We start from the raw sequence: 15,914 nt of genomic DNA, 5'->3' as shown, positions 1-15,914 counted from the left end.
TGCACAATCAGAAAATCTTCGCACCAATGAGCCGCTGCGACAAAAGCACTGCCATCGCGGTGCCGCCCTCGAACGCCATGTGCAGAGCGTATCTGACGACCGCGCGCACATCCGCCTGATCATCCACGCGCTGTACCACCAGTCCGCCCGCTTCCAGCGTGGTCGACGTCGCCTGGCCCATCGGCACTTGCCAGGGATTGAACTCGCCCCATTCACCCCGCATGGTCACGATCGTGACGATGGGAAAGCCGCAATTGCGCACCAGCGAGAAGGTGTTGAGGCAATTGCCGACACCGCTCGACTGCATCAGGAGCACACCGCGCGCACCGGCGAGATCGGCACCGGCGATCACGCCGATCCCCTCCTCTTCGGTGGTGAGCACGATCGGCGTGATCGCCGGATCCTCGTGACAGCGCGTGATCACATGGCTGTGGCCGGCATCGGGCACATACGCCACCTGGCTGACCCGCGCTGCGACGAGTTCCTCGTAAATGGCTTCGCGCCAGTCTTCCACACGGGTCTCGCTCATCGGCTCCTCGTTTCCCTGATCAGAATCATGTTACCGCGCCCAATCCGGCACGCTCCCGGGCCTATCGATCACGACATGACCGCCGAGCGCCGGCGGCATTTCGAGGCGTGCGCCCTCCCGGATCGCGGCGTGACCGGACGCAACCCGCTTCGCGCCGCCGGCCTCGAAATGCTGCACACTCGCGCCCGGCTCCGCACTGCCGAGCGCATAGGCCGCGATGCAGGGGCGCGCCATGGTGGATATGCCGTAGGGCGTCGCGTCATCGGTGAAGACGAGCGTGCCGCGATCGAGTGGCAGAACCAGCCGGGCATGATCCCGCCGGACGGGAACGCGCCCGAGAAATCGCCCGAAGCGCGCGGCTGCCTCCGGCGGATCATCCACCAGAAGGAGCGCGGCTTCCAGCGAGACGATCCGGTTGGGATGGGCCGTCCAGCGCGCCTGCCAGACGATATCGGGCGTGTGATGGGTGAGCACCTGGATACGCCCCTCGGGCATCGCATCGGGGGACACCCGCACCACTGAAAACCGCCCCTCGGCCTCGCCACCATCAGGAAGCGCGATGGCGCGGGTGAGTTGCACGGCCTCGTCAGGCGCAAATCCCGCATCTTCGAGATGCGCGCGCGTCGCCTTCGCGTCAGCGACGCTCATCGCGAGCAGATGCACCCCCGTGTAACGCGCGATCGCGGCTTCGAGCCGGCTTGCGAGCGGGGTGTCGGCACAGCGGGTGAGAAATTCGAGATAGCCGCTTTCCAGCATGGCACAGCGATTGCCGGTACCGGCCGGCACGAAGCCCTGCGGGGTGCGGTTGCACTGCTCGGTGAAGGGGGTCAGCACGAATCCGAGCGCCTCGAGCGCTGCGCTCGCCGCCTCCATATCCGGCACGAAATGGGCGAGATGGTCGAAGAAGACCTCATTCTCGCCGGGAATCTGTCGAAACGACACCATGCGCGCAACCTACGTCGCGCGCCTCGGCGCGGGCAAGCGGCGTCTGTGGGGACAATCGCGCGAATGCATTTGCATGATCGCGCAGCGATGCAGCGAACCCTGGCGCGATAGCGCAGGGAACCGAACCCTTCAGCCCCCGTTCGTCTCGTAGCAAGCATGCAGCATGCAGCTCATGACAGCAAACAGGGACAAATCAGAATGAAACGCCTCGCCGCTCTCCTCGCGGGCACGGCCATGCCGCTCGCGCTCTTTGCCGCACCGGATCTCACCAGCCGCGCCGCCGCACAGGCATCCTCGCCATCTATCGCGGTGATGCTCGAAGAGGCCGGCCTCGACGCGCAGACGCTTGAGCGCCTTGAAAGCACTCTCGCCGAAACGCAGTGGGAGGCGCGCGCCTTGCGTGAGCGCGCCGATGACCTTGCCGATCGCGCAGCGACGAGCACGGCGCAGGCCGATGATGCGCGCGCCGCGTTCGAGGCGCTCGCTGACGAACCCGATGCCGATCCGGAGGCGGTCTCGGTCGCACAAGCCGATGCCGAGGATGCCGCAGCGCAGGCCGATGAGGACGCGCAATCCGCCTCACAGGCCCGCGAAGCCGCCGACGCCGCCGAAGCGGAAATCGGCGCGATCCGCGAACGCCTCGAGACGACCCGGCGCAAGGTGCAGGATATCCGTGACCGGGCAGCGGGGGCCGAAGCCGAGCGCGCCGCTGCAGAGGCCGCAGAGCGTGAAGCAGAAGCCGCAGCGACTGAGGCAGGAGAAACCGAAGCGGCAGCAGAGGCAGAACGCGAGGCTACAGCTGGATCGACGGCATTCGCCGAGACAGAAACAGAGGCCGAGGCCAGGCGCAAGGCTGAAGCTGAGCGTGAAGCACAGGCAGAACGTGAAGCGCAAGCCGAAGCCGAAGCCGAAGCCGACGCGGAAGTCGACGCGGAAGTCGACGCCAAGGTCGAAAGTGAAGCCGGGCTTGCAGCCGAAGCCGAAGCGCAGCAGGAAGCCGAAGCGGTGACCGAAGCGGACGCTGAATCCGAGCGTCAAATCCGTGGTGAGACGGCAACTGCGACCGGGTCGGAAAACGAAGGCAGTGAACCCCGTACCGAAAGCGATGCGGCAGAGGCGACACGCGAATCCGCTCCCCCGGAAGAGAGGGCAGAAGAGCCGCAGGATTTCGCAGATGTTCGCGAAGGCCGGCGCGAGCGCACCGAGGACGGCGTGACGATCACGGAGGAATCGGGCGCGCGCACAATCCTCCAGCAGGGTAACGAGATCATCCTCCGGCAGGCGGAGGACGAGCGCGTGCGTCGAACCTATTCCAATGTCCGCCGCGAACGAAGGGGCGAACAGGACGTTCTGATCGCCCCGCGCGAAGGCAATGTCGAAATTATCACCATTCTCGACACCGACGGCAATCTCCTGCGCCGGATACGCCGCGAGCCCGATGGCACGGAAACGGTGCTGATCGACAATATCCGCCAGGTCCACACAGATCGCGAGCGGCGCGGCGATCGCCGTGACGACAGGCGCGAAGACACGCGCTTCGGCTATGAGGGCAGCGCCTTCTCGTTCCGCATCGAGATTGCCCCGCCCGTCGTGGATATCCCGCGCAACCGCTACATCGTCGATTACGGCGATGTCCGCGAAGATGATCTCGAAGACATCTTCAGCGCACCGCCCGTTTCCGAGATCCGGGAAAGCTATACGCTGGATGAGGTGCGATACAATCCGAATCTGCGCGACTACATGGCCCGGGTCGATCTCGACACGGTGACCTTCGATTCGGGCTCCTGGAGGCTGAACCGCCCACAGATCAATCAGCTCCAGCGCGTCGCCGATGCGATGAACGACGTCATTGATCGCAGCCCCGACGAGATCTTCCTGATCGAGGGCCATACCGATGCGGTGGGCCGGGCCATCGACAATCTGTCGCTATCGGATCGTCGCGCTGAGAGCGTCGCCTCTATCCTCAGCCAGTTCTACGATGTCCCGCCGGAGAATCTGGTCACGCAGGGATACGGCGAAGAATATCTCAAGATCGACACGCAGGCAGGCGAGCGCGGCAACCGGCGCGTCACCATCCGCCGCATCACCCCGCTGATCGCGCAGGGCCCGCGCGGCTGACGATCGACGGGGCGGCGCGGCGCATCACGCCCGCTGCCCCGTGATCCGGTTCAGGCTTCGGCTTCCACCATCTCCGGGAACGGGATGATCGTCGATTTGACGGTGCTCATGGCCATCGCATCGCTCACCGCCCGGTCGAGCCCGGCATCGTCGAGCGGATAGAGCGTCTGCATATCGAGCCATGGATAGCGATCGGCGGCGTGGTGGAGCATCTTCACGCCGAGCGCGAGATCGTTCTCGGTAAAGGCCCAGGAGCCCATTATGGTGATGTCCTTCGCCACGAAGCGGTGCCAGTTCGTCATGATCGAGCCGGCATCGGTGAACTGACCCATCTCGATGAAGAAGCCGGAATCGCGCAGGAATTCGATCCCCTCCGGCCCGGCACTCGGGTGGCCCGTGCAATCCATCACCAGATCCGCACCGTAGCCGCCGCAGAGTTCGCGCACATGCGCGATGCGCTCCTGCTGGTCGGTCATCTGCGTGATATCCACCGTGGCCACCGCGCCGAAGCGGCGGGCGAGTTCGAGGCGGGGCCGTTCCGGCGCGCCGACACAGATCACCTTGCCGGCCCCCATCTCCTGGGCTGCGGCGATGGCCAGAATCCCGATCGGCCCCGAGCCCTGGATCACGACCGTATCGCCCCATTTGAAACCGCCCATACGCTGGGCGCGGGCAAAACCGCGAATGGTCGAGGTGATCGGTTCCGACAGGGCTCCGAGCCGCAGCGACATGGCGTCGGGCAGCTTGTAGATCTTGGTGCCCGGCAGCATCCCGAGATCCACATAGATATATTCCGCCCAGCCGCCCCACAGATGCGGCGCCTTGTCGAATCCGAGATAGCGCCCGTAATAGACCGGTGTCTGGCAGCGATTGGAATGTTCGGGATAGTGCTTGCAATAATAGCAGTCGCCACAGGGCATGAAGGGCGGGATCATGATCTTCGAGCCCTCGCTGATCGGCTGATCCATCCAGTCCGTCTTCAGATCGGGACCGATCTTCACCACCACGCCGGAAATCTCGTGGCCGAGCGTGAACGGCCAGGGCAGCGGCTTGGGCCAATGACCCTTGAGAATATGCAGATCCGTGCCGCAGACGCCGCAGGCGGCGACCTTGATCAAAGCCCCTTTGCGACCGACCTCCGGCCAGGGCACTTCCCGGATCTGCGCCTTCGCGCCGGGGCCATCGAAGGTGGAAACGCGGATTGTCGATTGTTCTTGCGCCATGGTCAGGCTCCTCCCTCGCGGGCAGGAGACCGGCCCGCGAGATCAGGCTAACCGCACTTGCCGCTACGGCAATCAGGAAGCGCAGCCAAGCCGGATTTGCGCGGACCCGCAACACCTGCAGCATCGCGCCCGGTCGGATCCGGGCGCGCGCACCGATGACCACGCTTACGGCCATGCGCACCTTCATAGCCGCGGATCCACCGGCTCGCTCTCCAGCGCGAGCACGCCGAACGCGCAGGCATGGACCTTCCGCAGGGAACGGCGCGCCACGAAACGCTCCAGCCCCTCAAGCCCGAGCCGGAATTCGCGCGCCGCCAGCGCGCTCTTGCGCCCGAGCGCGCGTTCACGCAGGCGGGTGAGATTCTCCGGCAGATCGTAATCCGGCCCGTAGACGAGGCGCAGATAGTCGCGTCCGCGCACCTTCATGGCCGGCTGCAGGAGCCCCTTGCCGTCATGCACGACGAAAGCATCGGGCTTGATCACGAGACCCTCCCCGCCCTCCGCCGTATGCCGCTCCCACCAGCCGGTCACTGCCTCCCGGTCAGCGGCGGAGGCGGGATCGATCACCTGCCAGCCGGTCTCGCGCAGGATCGGCTCTTTGCCGCAAAGCCGCGCCAGCAGATCCATATGCCAGTGATGCGGCTGCGTGGTGAGGAGGCGCCCCTCCACTGCGAGCAGGTGGAACGGGGCGATCTGCCAGGCATCGATCGAACCGGCCTGCCAGCAATACCCTTCGAGCGTATGTGCCATGGCCTGTGCGTTGTCGCTTTGGATGCCGGCGCGCGCCCGCAATGCGCGCAGGTCCTCCGGGTCACCAGCATCGGCAATCGCAGCGATCAGCGCCTGCGCCGAGGCCTGTGCGGCGATGCCGGCGGGGCGATATTGCCGGCGCAGCAGATCCTGCGCCTTGCCCGACCAGGGCATGATCTCGGCATCGAGGAGCAGCCAGTCCGTCGCGAGTTCATCCCACAACCGCGCCCCGGTGACGGCCGCCCCGATCCGCGCGATCACCCGATCCGCACGATCACCTGCGCCTCCAGCGCCGCATCGGTGAAGAAGGCGCGCCCGGTTCGCGTATAGATGGTCCCCGCCTTGCCGTCGCGCACGCCGAAGCGCTTCGCTGCGCAGGCCGCATCGCGCGCCACCACGATCAGCGCGCGCGAACCCATATGCTTTTCCTCGACGATCACCGGCCCTCCGCCACGGCGCGCATACCAGGCGAGCGCCTGATCGGGATGCTCCAGATACGGCCCCTCAGAGGCGGTGGGCGGGGCAGCCATGGTAGGTGGCAGATGGATCAGCCAGCGCGGGTCAATGCCGAAACGGCTCATGATCTCAAGGGCTGCGAGCGCATTTTCCTGCGGGATCGTGATACTACCGCCTAGGCGCGTGACAATCCGCAATTTGCGGGCAAAGTCGTCGAAATAGAGGATATCGTCGCGCTCGGGCAGCGCTGGCCCCGCTGCTGCACCCTCACCTGCGGCACCCTCGCCCGCTGCGCCGTCACCAGCCTTACTCTCCCCCGCTGCACCCTCGCGGAAAGGGCGCAACGGCGGCGCATATTCACGCGCGGCGGGGACCGACAGGATTTCGTGCTCGGGCCAGCGCAACGCCGTCAGCGCGCCGCCGAAGACGCAGCCCGTATCAATGCACAAAGTGTTGTTGCGCCATTGCGCCTCGGCGACGGGCGTATGGCCGTAGACGACCTCTGCTGCGCCGCGATAATTGCGCACCCAGTCGAGACGCACCGGCAGGCCGGCCTCGTCCACCGCGCCATTGGTCTCGCCGAACATGGCGAAGCTGCGTAACGCCGACGAGCCGCGACCGTGCATCTCCTCCTTCAAACCCGCATGCGCGACCACCAGGCTGCCATCGGCGAGCCAGGCATGCGACAGCAGCCCCTCGATGAAATCGGCCACGCGCGTACGGAAATCCGGCGAGCAGGATTCGAGCTCCGCCACCGTGCGATCGAGCCCGTGATCGAGCTTGACCTTGCGTCCGCGCAGCCATTTCGACAGCTTGAAGTCGTGGTTGCCGATGACGCATCGCGCCTGCCCCTCGGCGCACATCCCCATCACCAGCCGCAGGCAATCGCGATTGGCCGGGCCGCGATCGGTGAGATCGCCGACGAAGAATGCTCGGCGCCCCTTTGGATGGCGCGCATGCAGGAGCCCCTCGCCGGACGCGTATGGCGCACGCTCATAGCCGAGCGCCTCGAGCAAGGCGGTGAGTTCGTCGTAGCAGCCATGCACATCGCCGATAATGTCGAACGGGCCGTGATCATGACGCTGGTCGGTCCAGAGCGGCACGCGCGTGATCGCGACCGCATCCACCTCCTCCGGCGTGCGCATCACGGTGATGTGGCGAAACCCCTCCTTGCCGAGGTGGCGCAGATCCCGCCGCAGCGCCTTGGCATGGTTATGCGGCACATGCGCGCCGAAATCGCGCCCCGCCCGCGTCTCATTGCGCGCCGCGCAGATGCGCGGATCGATGTCGAAGACGAAGGGCACCGGCAGGGCATGATGGCGCCGCGCCAGCGCGTGGAGCCGCGCCCGGTCGGCGCGCTGCACGGATGTGGCGTCGATCACCGTGAGACGCCGCCGCTTCAGCCGCCGCTCCGCGATTGCTTCGAGCACGGCGAAAGCGTCTTCGGTGGCGGATTGATCGATCTCGTCATCGGCCACGAGCGCGCGGCAGCGGTCGGAAGAGACTACCTCCGTCTCACAAAAATGCCGGCGCGCGAATTGCGTCTTGCCTGCTCCCGTCGGGCCGACCAGCAGGACCAGGGCGAAATCGGGGATGGTGACCTTCATGCGCCCGCCTCCCGGGTGAAGAGCGCGCATTGCGAGGGTGCGCCGTGGACCGGATCCGCCTCACCAATGGGCCGGATCTCGAAACCGTAACCATGAGCACCCGCGACCCGACCGGCCCAGGCGCCGAATTCCGCCGCGTTCCATTCGAAGCGGTGGTCGTGATGGCGCAGATCGCCGGGATCGAGGCCGGCAAATGCCGCATTATGGGCGCGGTTCGGCGTCGTCACCACGACGATACCGGGGCGCGCATCACCGAACAGGGCGGCTTCGAGCGCGGGCAGTCGCGCGGGTTCGATATGCTCGATCACCTCCACCAGGGCGGCGGCATCGAAGCCGCGCCAGCGCCGGTCAGCATAGGTGAGGCTGCCCGGCTGCAACTGCACCCGCCGACGCAAGGCCTCTCCCGCCCCGTCCAGATCGAGCCGCGCATGCGCTGTCTCCAGCAGGCGCAGAGCGGGATCGACCCCGAGAATCCGCTTGATTGCCGGCGCGGCCAGAAGGCGCCGGATCAGCCGCCCCTCGCCGCAGCCGAGATCGAGCACGCTGCGCGCGCCCGCCTGCGCGATGATGCCGGCGACCATGTCGAGACGCGCATCATGAAGGCGCCTTCCTTGCGGGCGCAGCCCTGCCGCCACCGTTTCGCCCTGCACTGAATCCGCCTGCAAAGCCGCCTCGGCATCGATCCGTGCCCGCGCCGTATCCACCAGATCACGGCGATGCTTGAGCGCGCGGCGCATGATCAGATCGCGCTCCGGATGCGCGGCCAGCCACGGACCGGCACGCGCCAGCAGCTTGTCGATCTCGGTATCGTCCACCCAGTAATGCTTGGCATCGTCGAGGACCGGGACCAGCACGGCGAGTTGCCCGAGAACATCACAAAGCCGCGCCGTGATGCCGAGGCGCAGATCGAACACCGCGCGCAATCCCGTCTCGCCCAGCGCAAGCGCCTCCACCGCGTAACCAAGCGGCGCGAAGATCCGCGTGACCAGATCGGCATCGCCATGCACCGCAAGCGACACGACCCGGATCTCGAAGGGCAGCGCGCGCACGGCGAGTTCGGGCCGCTCCCGCGAGCGCCCGGAAAGCGCCTGGCCGATGCCCCGCCCCAGCGCCACGCTCAGCAGCGAATTCGCGGCATAGGGCCGGTCGTTGACGTATTGCGCCAGAAGCCCTTCGCCGCTGCCGCCCCGCGCCCCGGAACCCGGCCCCGCCTTTCCGCGCACCAGCGCCACGGGATCGACGGCGTGATGCATGACGGCACGGGTTTGCGCGTCGTCCCTCTCCGCGAAGAAGACCGTCAGCGCGCCCGTGCCGACATCACGCACATGGACGCGATCGGGATGCTTGTGCAGCAAATGTCCGAGATCACGGGCGCTGTAATCGCTCCCCGGAGGCGCCCGCAATGTGACTTCGACCTGCATGATATTCACGAAATGTTCACACCGCACATTGATACACGCCGAATAGCCCCATGACAACAAAGGTTGCAAAAATTAAATAAAAACCACTTTTGATTTCTCTGGCCCGCCGACCGGCTTCACTGCTCTTCGCCACCCGCGAGATAGGACAGGCCGAGATAGATCACCATCAGCGCGCAGTAGATCAGCCCCATCAGCAAGTTGATCGCGACGGCTGCAGGCACGAAAGCGGCGAGCACGAGGTGACTCATCACGGCCAGCAACCAGAGCACGCCACCCCAGCTCGTCGTCAGCCAGAGCCCGATCGCCGCGATCAGATCGATGACCGCGAAGTAGACGATCGTGGTCTGCACCCCGGGCGGCCGATCCTCGAAGGCGGGGACGGCCTCGCCGGCGCCGAGGATCGCCGCCCAGTAGCTCAACCCGCGCGCGATCCAGAGCAAGGCGATCATGCGCATGAACCAGATCAGAACCCGGCTCCAGGTCAGGCGCGGACGCGATTGCGGCTGGCTGCGCAGGGCCGCATCGCTGCGCTCATCACGCGGATGGGGTGACGGCCTGATGGCGGCGCGGCGGCGCAGGAAGCCGATCACACGCCGAGCTCCGCAGTGACCAGCGGCGCGAAATAGGCCGCCACCGCTTCATCGGAGACGTCACCCAGCTTCGCCGGCTCCCATTGCGGCTTCTGATCCTTGTCGACCAGCACCGCGCGCACGCCCTCGTAGAAATCCGTGCCGTCGAGAATGCGCGACACGATCCGGAACTCCATCCGCATCGCCTCACGGAAATCGATCGTCGCCCCGATGCGCATCTGCTCGAAGGCAATGCGCAGGGATGTCGGCGATTTCGCCTTGATCGTCTTCGCGATCTGGCGGGCGGCCTCGCTGCCCTCGAATTCGAGATCCGCGATGATCTCGGCCACCGAACCCTCATCGAAGACCCGGTCGATCATGGCGCGCTGGGCGTCTAGCGGGGGCGGGCCCGGGTCGCGGGCATGATCGGCGAGCACCGCATCGGGCGCCTCGCCGGCCTGCAGCCTGTCGCGAATCGCGTCGAAGGCCTCCGAGGGGACGGCATGGGTGGCAAGGCCTAGTGCCAGCGCATCCGCGCATTTCAGCCGCGCACCGGTCAGGGCGAGATAGAGCCCCGCGCGCCCGGGCAGACGCGGCAGCGCATAGCTTGCGCCGACATCGGGAAAGAAGCCGATCCCGACCTCTGGCATGGCGAAGAGGTAGCGCTCGCCGGCCACACGATGCGAACCGTGCAGCGAAATCCCGACGCCACCACCCATGCAGATCCCGTCGATCAGCGCGACATAGGGTTTGGGATAATCGGCGATCAGCGCATTGAGTTCGTATTCCTCGCGCCAGAAGGCAAGCGCCTCTTCCGGGCGCCCCGCCCGTCCCGCTTCGACCAGACGGCGGATGTCGCCGCCGGCACAAAACGCCTTCTCGCCGGCGCCCTGAACGATCACGCAGCTGATCTGCGGATCATCCGCCCAGGCGTCGAGTGCCGCGCGCATGGCCCGCACCATGGCCAGTGTCAGGGCGTTGAGGGCCTGTGGCCGGTCGAGGGTGATCAGGCCGGCATGCCCCGCGCGCGCGCAGATCACCTCGGCCTGCGGCTTTGCCGGGGACGAATCGGTTTCGGAATTTGCCTGTGCCATCAAACGGCTCCGCTCGCTCCTCACGGGAAGTTCCCGCTGACCGGGCCGGCGGCGACTGCACCCGCCGGCATGAATGGATCGACAGTTAGACGCGTGTCCCCGGCGCGGTCAACCATGGGCAAAAAGGCCGCAGCGATACGAAGATGTCCCCATTCTTGGAATGATTCCGAAATGCTATAGATTGCCTCACAGCCGCATCCCCCGGACCACCAGCGGCGCGGAGAAGTCCATGTCCTCCACCCCGACACCCTTCCAGCCGCGCAGTGCCCATCTGCGCGAAGTCGATCGCCCCGGCGAATCCGCCCCGGTGGCGCGCGCAAATCCGCTGGATCTGCGCCACAGGCCGCGGCGCAACCGCAAGAGCGAATGGACGCGCCGCATGGTGCGCGAGAATCATCTCGACGTCGCCGATCTGATCTGGCCGCTCTTCGTCACCGAGGGCTCCGGCGAGCGCATGGCGATCCCCTCAATGCCCGGCGTCGAGCGGCTTTCGATCGATATCGCCGTGCGTGAGGCCGAGCGGGCGGCGCAGCTGGGAATCCCGGCAATCGCGCTCTTTCCCAACACGCCCGCCGCGTTGCGCGACGAGACCGGCTCGGAAGCGCTCAACGGCGATAATCTGGTCTGCCGCGCCTGCCGGGCGATCAGTGCGGCGGTGCCCGAGATCGGCATCGTCACGGATGTCGCGCTCGACCCCTATACCAGCCACGGCCATGACGGCCTGCTCGAAGACGGGCGGATCGTCAATGACGAGACCGTGGCGGCACTCGCCCGCCAGGCGGTGGTGCAGGCGCAGAGCGGCGCCGATGTGATCGCCCCCTCCGACATGATGGACGGACGCGTTGCCGCCATCCGCGCCGCGCTCGATGCGGCGGGCTATGCGGATGTGCAGATCATGTCCTATGCCGCGAAATTCGCCTCCGCCTTCTATGGCCCGTTCCGGGATGCCATAGGCACCAGCACGATGCTGGTGGGTGATAAACGCACCTATCAGATGGATCCGGCCAATAGCCGCGAGGCCCTGCGCGAGGTCGCCCTCGATCTCGACGAGGGCGCAGACATGGTCATGATCAAGCCCGGCATGCCCTATCTCGACATCATCCATGCGGTGAAGCGTGAATTCGGGATTCCGACCTTCGCCTATCAGGTCTCCGGCGAATACGCCATGATCCAGGCTGCTGCCGCCAATGGCTGGCTTGATGGCGAGCGGGCGATGATGGAGAGCCTGATGGCCTTCAAGCGCGCCGGGGCCGACGGGGTGCTCAGCTATTTCGCGCCGCGCGTGGCCGAAAAGCTGCTCGCGGAACGCAAGGCGGGCGGCGCCTGAGAGCACCGCCCGGCAACTCAATCCGATATGGGGAAAAACCGCGCCGGGATGCTCAGCCGCGTGCGCCGGAGAAGAGTTCGTGCTCGCGATGGACGAGCGGGCGATCATTGCTGCGCCCGGTCTTGCGGCGGGTCAGGAAGCGCGGGCGGCGCTCGCGCAGGAGCCCGTGGCGGCGGCGCTGGCGCGAGCGCCCGAGCTGCACGGCACCGACCTGCGGATACGGCTCCAGCAGCGAGCCATCTTCGTTGTGGAGCATCAGCGCGAGACCGGAATCGGCCCCCATGCGCCGCCAGATCGCGACGACTTCGTCTTCATGGAACTGGCCGAGGCTGCAGGCCACCTCGTCGCGCGCATCGATGGCGAGGATGTCGAAGAGCGGGATCTCGGCCCCCTCCGCCGTCGCGAGGCTCAGTGCGAGGCCGCGAAGCGGCGCGGCACCGGTGAAGGTAGAACCCTCGACCAGATGCGCTGCGATCCGCTCCAGCGCTTCCGGCGTGGCCGCTCCGTCCTGATCGTTCGTGTGCTTGTGCTCTAAACGATTCATCTGTCGACGCCCTTGACTGTCTGCCGCCGCCGCTATGCTTGCGGCTTGTACGGCGCGTTGTCTGTCAGGAGCGAGACTAGGTGCGAGAAGAGTCGATCCTCTTAATTGCTTCGGTTAAAATTGTGTTTGATTGCGCATAACCGAAGCCATGCTGAACGAATTCTTGCAATGATCCTATAATCCACCGGATCATCTTTAACAGCTGATGAAGGTGATCCGGCGGATCGTCATGCGGGTCGCCCGGCGAGACGCGCCAAGATCTTTTCACGACCGATCAGGTGCAGGAGCGGGCCGAGTTCGGGGCCGTGATCGCGCCCGGTCAAAGCGAGGCGCAGCGGCATGAACAGGGCGCGGCCCCTGGCACCGGTCTCCTGCTTGAGCGCCTTCGTCCAGGCCGACCAGGTCTCGCCATCGGGCGCGCCCTCGGGCAGCAGCCGCGCGGCGATCTCGCAGAAGCCGGCATCCGCGATCACGGGCGTGACCGGGCCAGCCACCACCGGCCACCACTCGGCCACCTCCGGCAGACGCGTCAAATTCTTGCGCACCGCCTCCCAGAACGCCGCACCACCGCCGATGCCGAGCGCTTCGAGGCGCGGGCGCGCCGTCTCGTAGGGCATCTCGTGGACGATGCGCGCATTGAGATTCTCGAGTTCGTGCTCGTCGAATTTTGCCGGGGCGCGGGAGATACCGGAATAATCGAGCAATCCAGCCAGCGCATCGAGATCAGCCACCGGGCGCACCGCCTCGGAAGTGCCGACCAGCACCGCGAGCGCCGCGACCGCCATCGGTTCGTAGCCGGCTTCGCGCAGAGCCGAGAGCGAGAGATGCCCCAGACGCTTCGACAGACCCTCCCCCGAGGCGGTGGTGAGCAGGTTGTGATGGCCGAAACGCGGCACATTGGCGCCAAGCAATTCGAAGAGCTGGACTTGCACGGCCGTGTTCGTGACGTGATCCTCGCCACGAATCACATGGGTGACGCCGAGATCCGCATCATCAGCCACCGATGGCAGGGTGTAGAGATAGGTCCCGTCGGCGCGGATCAGCACCGGATCAGACAGCGAGGCACAATCGACGCGGCTCTCGCCGCGCACCAGATCGTCCCAGACGACCACGCGCGCATCAAGCTTGAAGCGCCAATGCGGCTTGCGGCCCTCGGCCTCCAGCGCCGCGCGCGCCGCATCGTCGAGATCGAGCGCGGCGCGATCATAGACCGGCGGCAGCCCGCGCGCGAGCTGGCGCTTGCGCTTGAATTCGAGCTCGTCGGGCGTCTCGTAGCAGGGATAGAGCCGCCCCATCGCGCGCAGCTTGTCGGCAACCGAGTCGTAAAGGGAAAATCGCTCCGATTGCCGAACGGTGATATCCGGCACGATCCCGAGCCAGGCGAGATCGGCGCTGATCGCCTGCGCATATTCCACACGCGAGCGCTCGCGATCAGTATCGTCGAAACGCAGAATGAAGCTCCCGCCGTGGCGGCGGGCATGCAGCGCGTTCATCAGGGCGGTGCGGGCATTGCCGATATGGATCAGCCCCGTCGGCGAGGGGGCGAAGCGGAGTTTGGGAGCGGTTGCGGACATGCGATCTGGCCTGGCGGTTGCGCTTGTGGGTGTGTGCCGGCGCGCACCGAAGCAGCGCGCGCCTTCTCTCTACGCGACTTTTGCCGTTTACGCGATTTTTGCGGCAACCCCTAATCCGAAGCGAGGATTTTCTGGTAGAAAGTCACGGAAACCCACGGCCCCGGAGGCGACCCTGCGTATCATGTTCACCGCCCTCATCATCCTCGCCCTTCTCGCGGGCGGATTTGCCTTCATGCTCTGGCGCGGCGCGGAGCCTGGCGGCATTGACGATGCCTATGCCCGGATTTTCGGTCCGCCGGATCTCGGCAGCGTCGATTTCGAGAATCTCACCCGACGCGGTTCTCCCAACGACGCGCTTGCCTGCCATCCCGATATCTGCGGCGACACGCAAGTCGATTTCGTAACGCCGGTCTATCCGATCCCGGGGGCGCGTTTGCGCGAGATCGTGCGCGCGGTCGCTCTGGAACAGCCACGCACACAGCTGGTGTATTCGGCCCGCTGGGAAGAGGAGGAGCGTTTCGTGGTCCGCTCCGCCTTGATGCGCTATCCCGATACGGTGGTGGCGCGTGTCTATGGCGCAGGCCCGGGGCAATCGATGCTGGGGCTGTATTCGCGCAGCCAGATCGGCCATTCCGATCTCGGCGCGAACCGCGCCCGCCTGGAACGCTGGCTCGCCGCGATCAGTGACCGGATTGACGCAGAGGAAACAATGGCTGATTGAAAGTCGTAAAGCAAAGGTTTGACCGGCGGGGCGTGGAGTTGAGGAGGCCAATCACACGCGCCCGCCGGTCAGGCCCAAGAAACCCAGGAGATGCGGCGGACCTGAGCATCGAGGGCATGGCTGCACCCACAATCTCGGGGTGATCCATTCGGTTTTATTAAAAATATCTTAAATCGCGGCAGAGGCAATGCTTTCCTCCAAAACTGCGGATTTTCGGTCTGTTTAGGTTAAGGCTTAAGCTTGCCGGCGGGGAGTGATCGGGCCACATGCACCAGCACCAGCCAAAAGGCGATTGCGGCAATACGCTTTGCCATCCCGCTCGTGCAGATGCACACTCGGCGAAAGCGTCAGCCAGAGGGAGATGCGCATGACCCGTCTGTCGGTTCTCGATCTCGCCCCGATCGCCCAAGGCGAGGATGCCGGCACGGCGCTGGCGCGGACCCGCGAGCTCGCCATCCATGCCGAGGCGCTCGGCTATCAGCGTTACTGGCTGGCCGAGCACCACAACATGCCGGGCATCGCGAGCGCCGCGACAGCCATCGTGATTGCAGATATTGCCCGCGCGACCAGCACGATCCGCGTCGGCGCCGGCGGGATCATGCTGCCCAATCACGCGCCACTCGTTGTGGCCGAGCAGTTCGGCACGCTGGCCAGCCTGTTTCCCGGTCGCATCGATCTGGGCCTCGGGCGGGCACCCGGCACCGATCAGGCGACGGCACAGGCGCTGCGCCGCCATCTGAGCGGGGACGCGTATCAATTCCCCGACGATGTCGTGGAACTGATGCATTATTTCGACCCCGTCCAACCCGGCCAGCAGGTCCGGGCAATTCCGGGGGCGGGGCTCGACGTACCGGTCTGGATTCTGGGATCGAGCCTGTTCGGCGCGCAGCTCGCGGCCATGCTCGGCCTTCCCTATGCCTTCGCCTCGCATTTCGCGCCGGCGCAGATGATGGATGCGATCAGGGTCTATCGCGAGCGCTTCCAGCCCTCGCGCCATCTCGCCGCGCCCCATGTCATGCTGGGGCTGAATGTATTC

General features: G+C 66.0%; 14 protein-coding genes. 4 read left to right on the top strand and 10 right to left on the bottom strand.

Annotated elements, in window-relative coordinates; genetic code table 11:
- Positions 1 to 7 precede the first annotated feature (7 nt).
- Together VKP01_RS14310 and VKP01_RS14305 are read right to left on the bottom strand one after the other, a co-directional pair.
- Positions 8 to 529: a phosphonopyruvate decarboxylase gene (locus tag VKP01_RS14310; protein ID WP_324413423.1), complete on the bottom strand. Its 522-nt coding sequence runs from the start codon at positions 527 to 529 to the stop codon at positions 8 to 10.
- Positions 530 to 559: 30 nt separating this feature from the next.
- Positions 560 to 1,474: a VOC family protein gene (locus VKP01_RS14305; protein ID WP_324413422.1), complete on the bottom strand. Its 915-nt coding sequence runs from the start codon at positions 1,472 to 1,474 to the stop codon at positions 560 to 562.
- 198 nt (positions 1,475 to 1,672) lie between these two features.
- Between VKP01_RS14305 and VKP01_RS14300 the strand changes: the two genes are divergently transcribed.
- Complete coding sequence (locus tag VKP01_RS14300; RefSeq protein WP_324413421.1) at positions 1,673 to 3,592, top strand: OmpA family protein; 1,920 nt, start codon at positions 1,673 to 1,675, stop codon at positions 3,590 to 3,592.
- Positions 3,593 to 3,642: 50 nt separating this feature from the next.
- Here VKP01_RS14300 and VKP01_RS14295 read toward each other — a convergent pair whose 3' ends face one another.
- The 6 genes from VKP01_RS14295 to VKP01_RS14270 all read right to left on the bottom strand — a co-directional run bounded on the left by VKP01_RS14295 (position 3,643) and on the right by VKP01_RS14270 (position 10,712).
- A complete protein-coding gene (locus VKP01_RS14295) occupies positions 3,643 to 4,815 on the bottom strand; it encodes a zinc-binding dehydrogenase (RefSeq protein WP_324413420.1) in 1,173 nt (390 codons plus the stop codon).
- A gap of 183 nt (positions 4,816 to 4,998) precedes the next feature.
- Entirely contained in the window at positions 4,999 to 5,826 is an 828-nt protein-coding gene (locus tag VKP01_RS14290) for a hypothetical protein (protein ID WP_324413419.1), read from the bottom strand.
- Positions 5,823 to 7,628, bottom strand: coding sequence for a polynucleotide kinase-phosphatase (locus VKP01_RS14285; protein WP_324413418.1), 1,806 nt, complete (start codon positions 7,626 to 7,628; stop codon positions 5,823 to 5,825). Before VKP01_RS14285 ends, VKP01_RS14290 begins: the two co-directional genes overlap by 4 nt.
- Complete coding sequence (locus tag VKP01_RS14280) at positions 7,625 to 9,049, bottom strand: 3' terminal RNA ribose 2'-O-methyltransferase Hen1 (RefSeq protein WP_324413445.1); 1,425 nt, start codon at positions 9,047 to 9,049, stop codon at positions 7,625 to 7,627. The genes VKP01_RS14285 and VKP01_RS14280 overlap by 4 nt, the downstream gene beginning before the upstream one ends.
- A 116-nt stretch (positions 9,050 to 9,165) precedes the next feature.
- The gene (locus tag VKP01_RS14275; RefSeq protein WP_324413417.1) at positions 9,166 to 9,639 is read right to left on the bottom strand and encodes a DUF6163 family protein; all 474 of its coding nucleotides are present in this window, start codon (positions 9,637 to 9,639) and stop codon (positions 9,166 to 9,168) included.
- Entirely contained in the window at positions 9,636 to 10,712 is a 1,077-nt protein-coding gene (locus VKP01_RS14270) for an enoyl-CoA hydratase/isomerase family protein (protein ID WP_324413416.1), read from the bottom strand. The genes VKP01_RS14275 and VKP01_RS14270 overlap by 4 nt, the downstream gene beginning before the upstream one ends.
- Before the next feature lie 229 nt (positions 10,713 to 10,941).
- On the opposite strand from VKP01_RS14270, the gene hemB reads away from it, so the two are divergent.
- A complete protein-coding gene (gene hemB, locus VKP01_RS14265) occupies positions 10,942 to 12,039 on the top strand; it encodes a porphobilinogen synthase (RefSeq protein ID WP_324413415.1) in 1,098 nt (365 codons plus the stop codon).
- A gap of 52 nt (positions 12,040 to 12,091) precedes the next feature.
- Here hemB and VKP01_RS14260 read toward each other — a convergent pair whose 3' ends face one another.
- Entirely contained in the window at positions 12,092 to 12,583 is a 492-nt protein-coding gene (locus tag VKP01_RS14260; RefSeq protein WP_324413413.1) for a DUF6101 family protein, read from the bottom strand.
- Between the two features lie 227 nt (positions 12,584 to 12,810).
- Positions 12,811 to 14,157, bottom strand: a complete 1,347-nt coding sequence (gene gltX / locus VKP01_RS14255; protein ID WP_324413411.1) for a glutamate--tRNA ligase — start codon at positions 14,155 to 14,157, stop codon at positions 12,811 to 12,813.
- Positions 14,158 to 14,338: 181 nt separating this feature from the next.
- On the opposite strand from gltX, the gene VKP01_RS14250 reads away from it, so the two are divergent.
- Entirely contained in the window at positions 14,339 to 14,878 is a 540-nt protein-coding gene (locus VKP01_RS14250) for a DUF1499 domain-containing protein (RefSeq protein ID WP_324413409.1), read from the top strand.
- A 367-nt stretch (positions 14,879 to 15,245) separates the two neighbouring features.
- On the top strand, positions 15,246 to 15,914 hold a 669-nt coding region (locus tag VKP01_RS14245), incomplete at its 3' end, for an LLM class flavin-dependent oxidoreductase (RefSeq protein WP_324413406.1).

This window comes from Saliniramus sp. (genome assembly GCF_035311605.1).
In the GTDB taxonomy this organism is placed as follows: Bacteria; Pseudomonadota; Alphaproteobacteria; order Rhizobiales; family Beijerinckiaceae; genus Saliniramus.
The sequence above is the reverse complement of the archived record's forward strand: the minus strand, read 5'-3'. Positions and strand labels throughout refer to the sequence as shown.

Bases quoted from the DNA above. Each gene is read 5' to 3' on its own strand.
- VKP01_RS14310 (WP_324413423.1), bottom strand. From the start codon at position 529: ATGAGCGAGACCCGTGTGGAAGACTGGCGCGAAGCCATTTACGAGGAA.
- VKP01_RS14305 (WP_324413422.1), bottom strand. From the start codon at position 1,474: ATGGTGTCGTTTCGACAGATTCCCGGCGAGAATGAGGTCTTCTTCGAC.
- VKP01_RS14300 (WP_324413421.1), top strand. From the start codon at position 1,673: ATGAAACGCCTCGCCGCTCTCCTCGCGGGCACGGCCATGCCGCTCGCG.
- VKP01_RS14295 (WP_324413420.1), bottom strand. From the start codon at position 4,815: ATGGCGCAAGAACAATCGACAATCCGCGTTTCCACCTTCGATGGCCCC.
- VKP01_RS14285 (WP_324413418.1), bottom strand. From the start codon at position 7,628: ATGAAGGTCACCATCCCCGATTTCGCCCTGGTCCTGCTGGTCGGCCCG.
- VKP01_RS14280 (WP_324413445.1), bottom strand. From the start codon at position 9,049: ATGCAGGTCGAAGTCACATTGCGGGCGCCTCCGGGGAGCGATTACAGC.
- VKP01_RS14270 (WP_324413416.1), bottom strand. From the start codon at position 10,712: ATGGCACAGGCAAATTCCGAAACCGATTCGTCCCCGGCAAAGCCGCAG.
- hemB (WP_324413415.1), top strand. From the start codon at position 10,942: ATGTCCTCCACCCCGACACCCTTCCAGCCGCGCAGTGCCCATCTGCGC.
- VKP01_RS14260 (WP_324413413.1), bottom strand. From the start codon at position 12,583: ATGAATCGTTTAGAGCACAAGCACACGAACGATCAGGACGGAGCGGCC.
- gltX (WP_324413411.1), bottom strand. From the start codon at position 14,157: ATGTCCGCAACCGCTCCCAAACTCCGCTTCGCCCCCTCGCCGACGGGG.
- VKP01_RS14250 (WP_324413409.1), top strand. From the start codon at position 14,339: ATGTTCACCGCCCTCATCATCCTCGCCCTTCTCGCGGGCGGATTTGCC.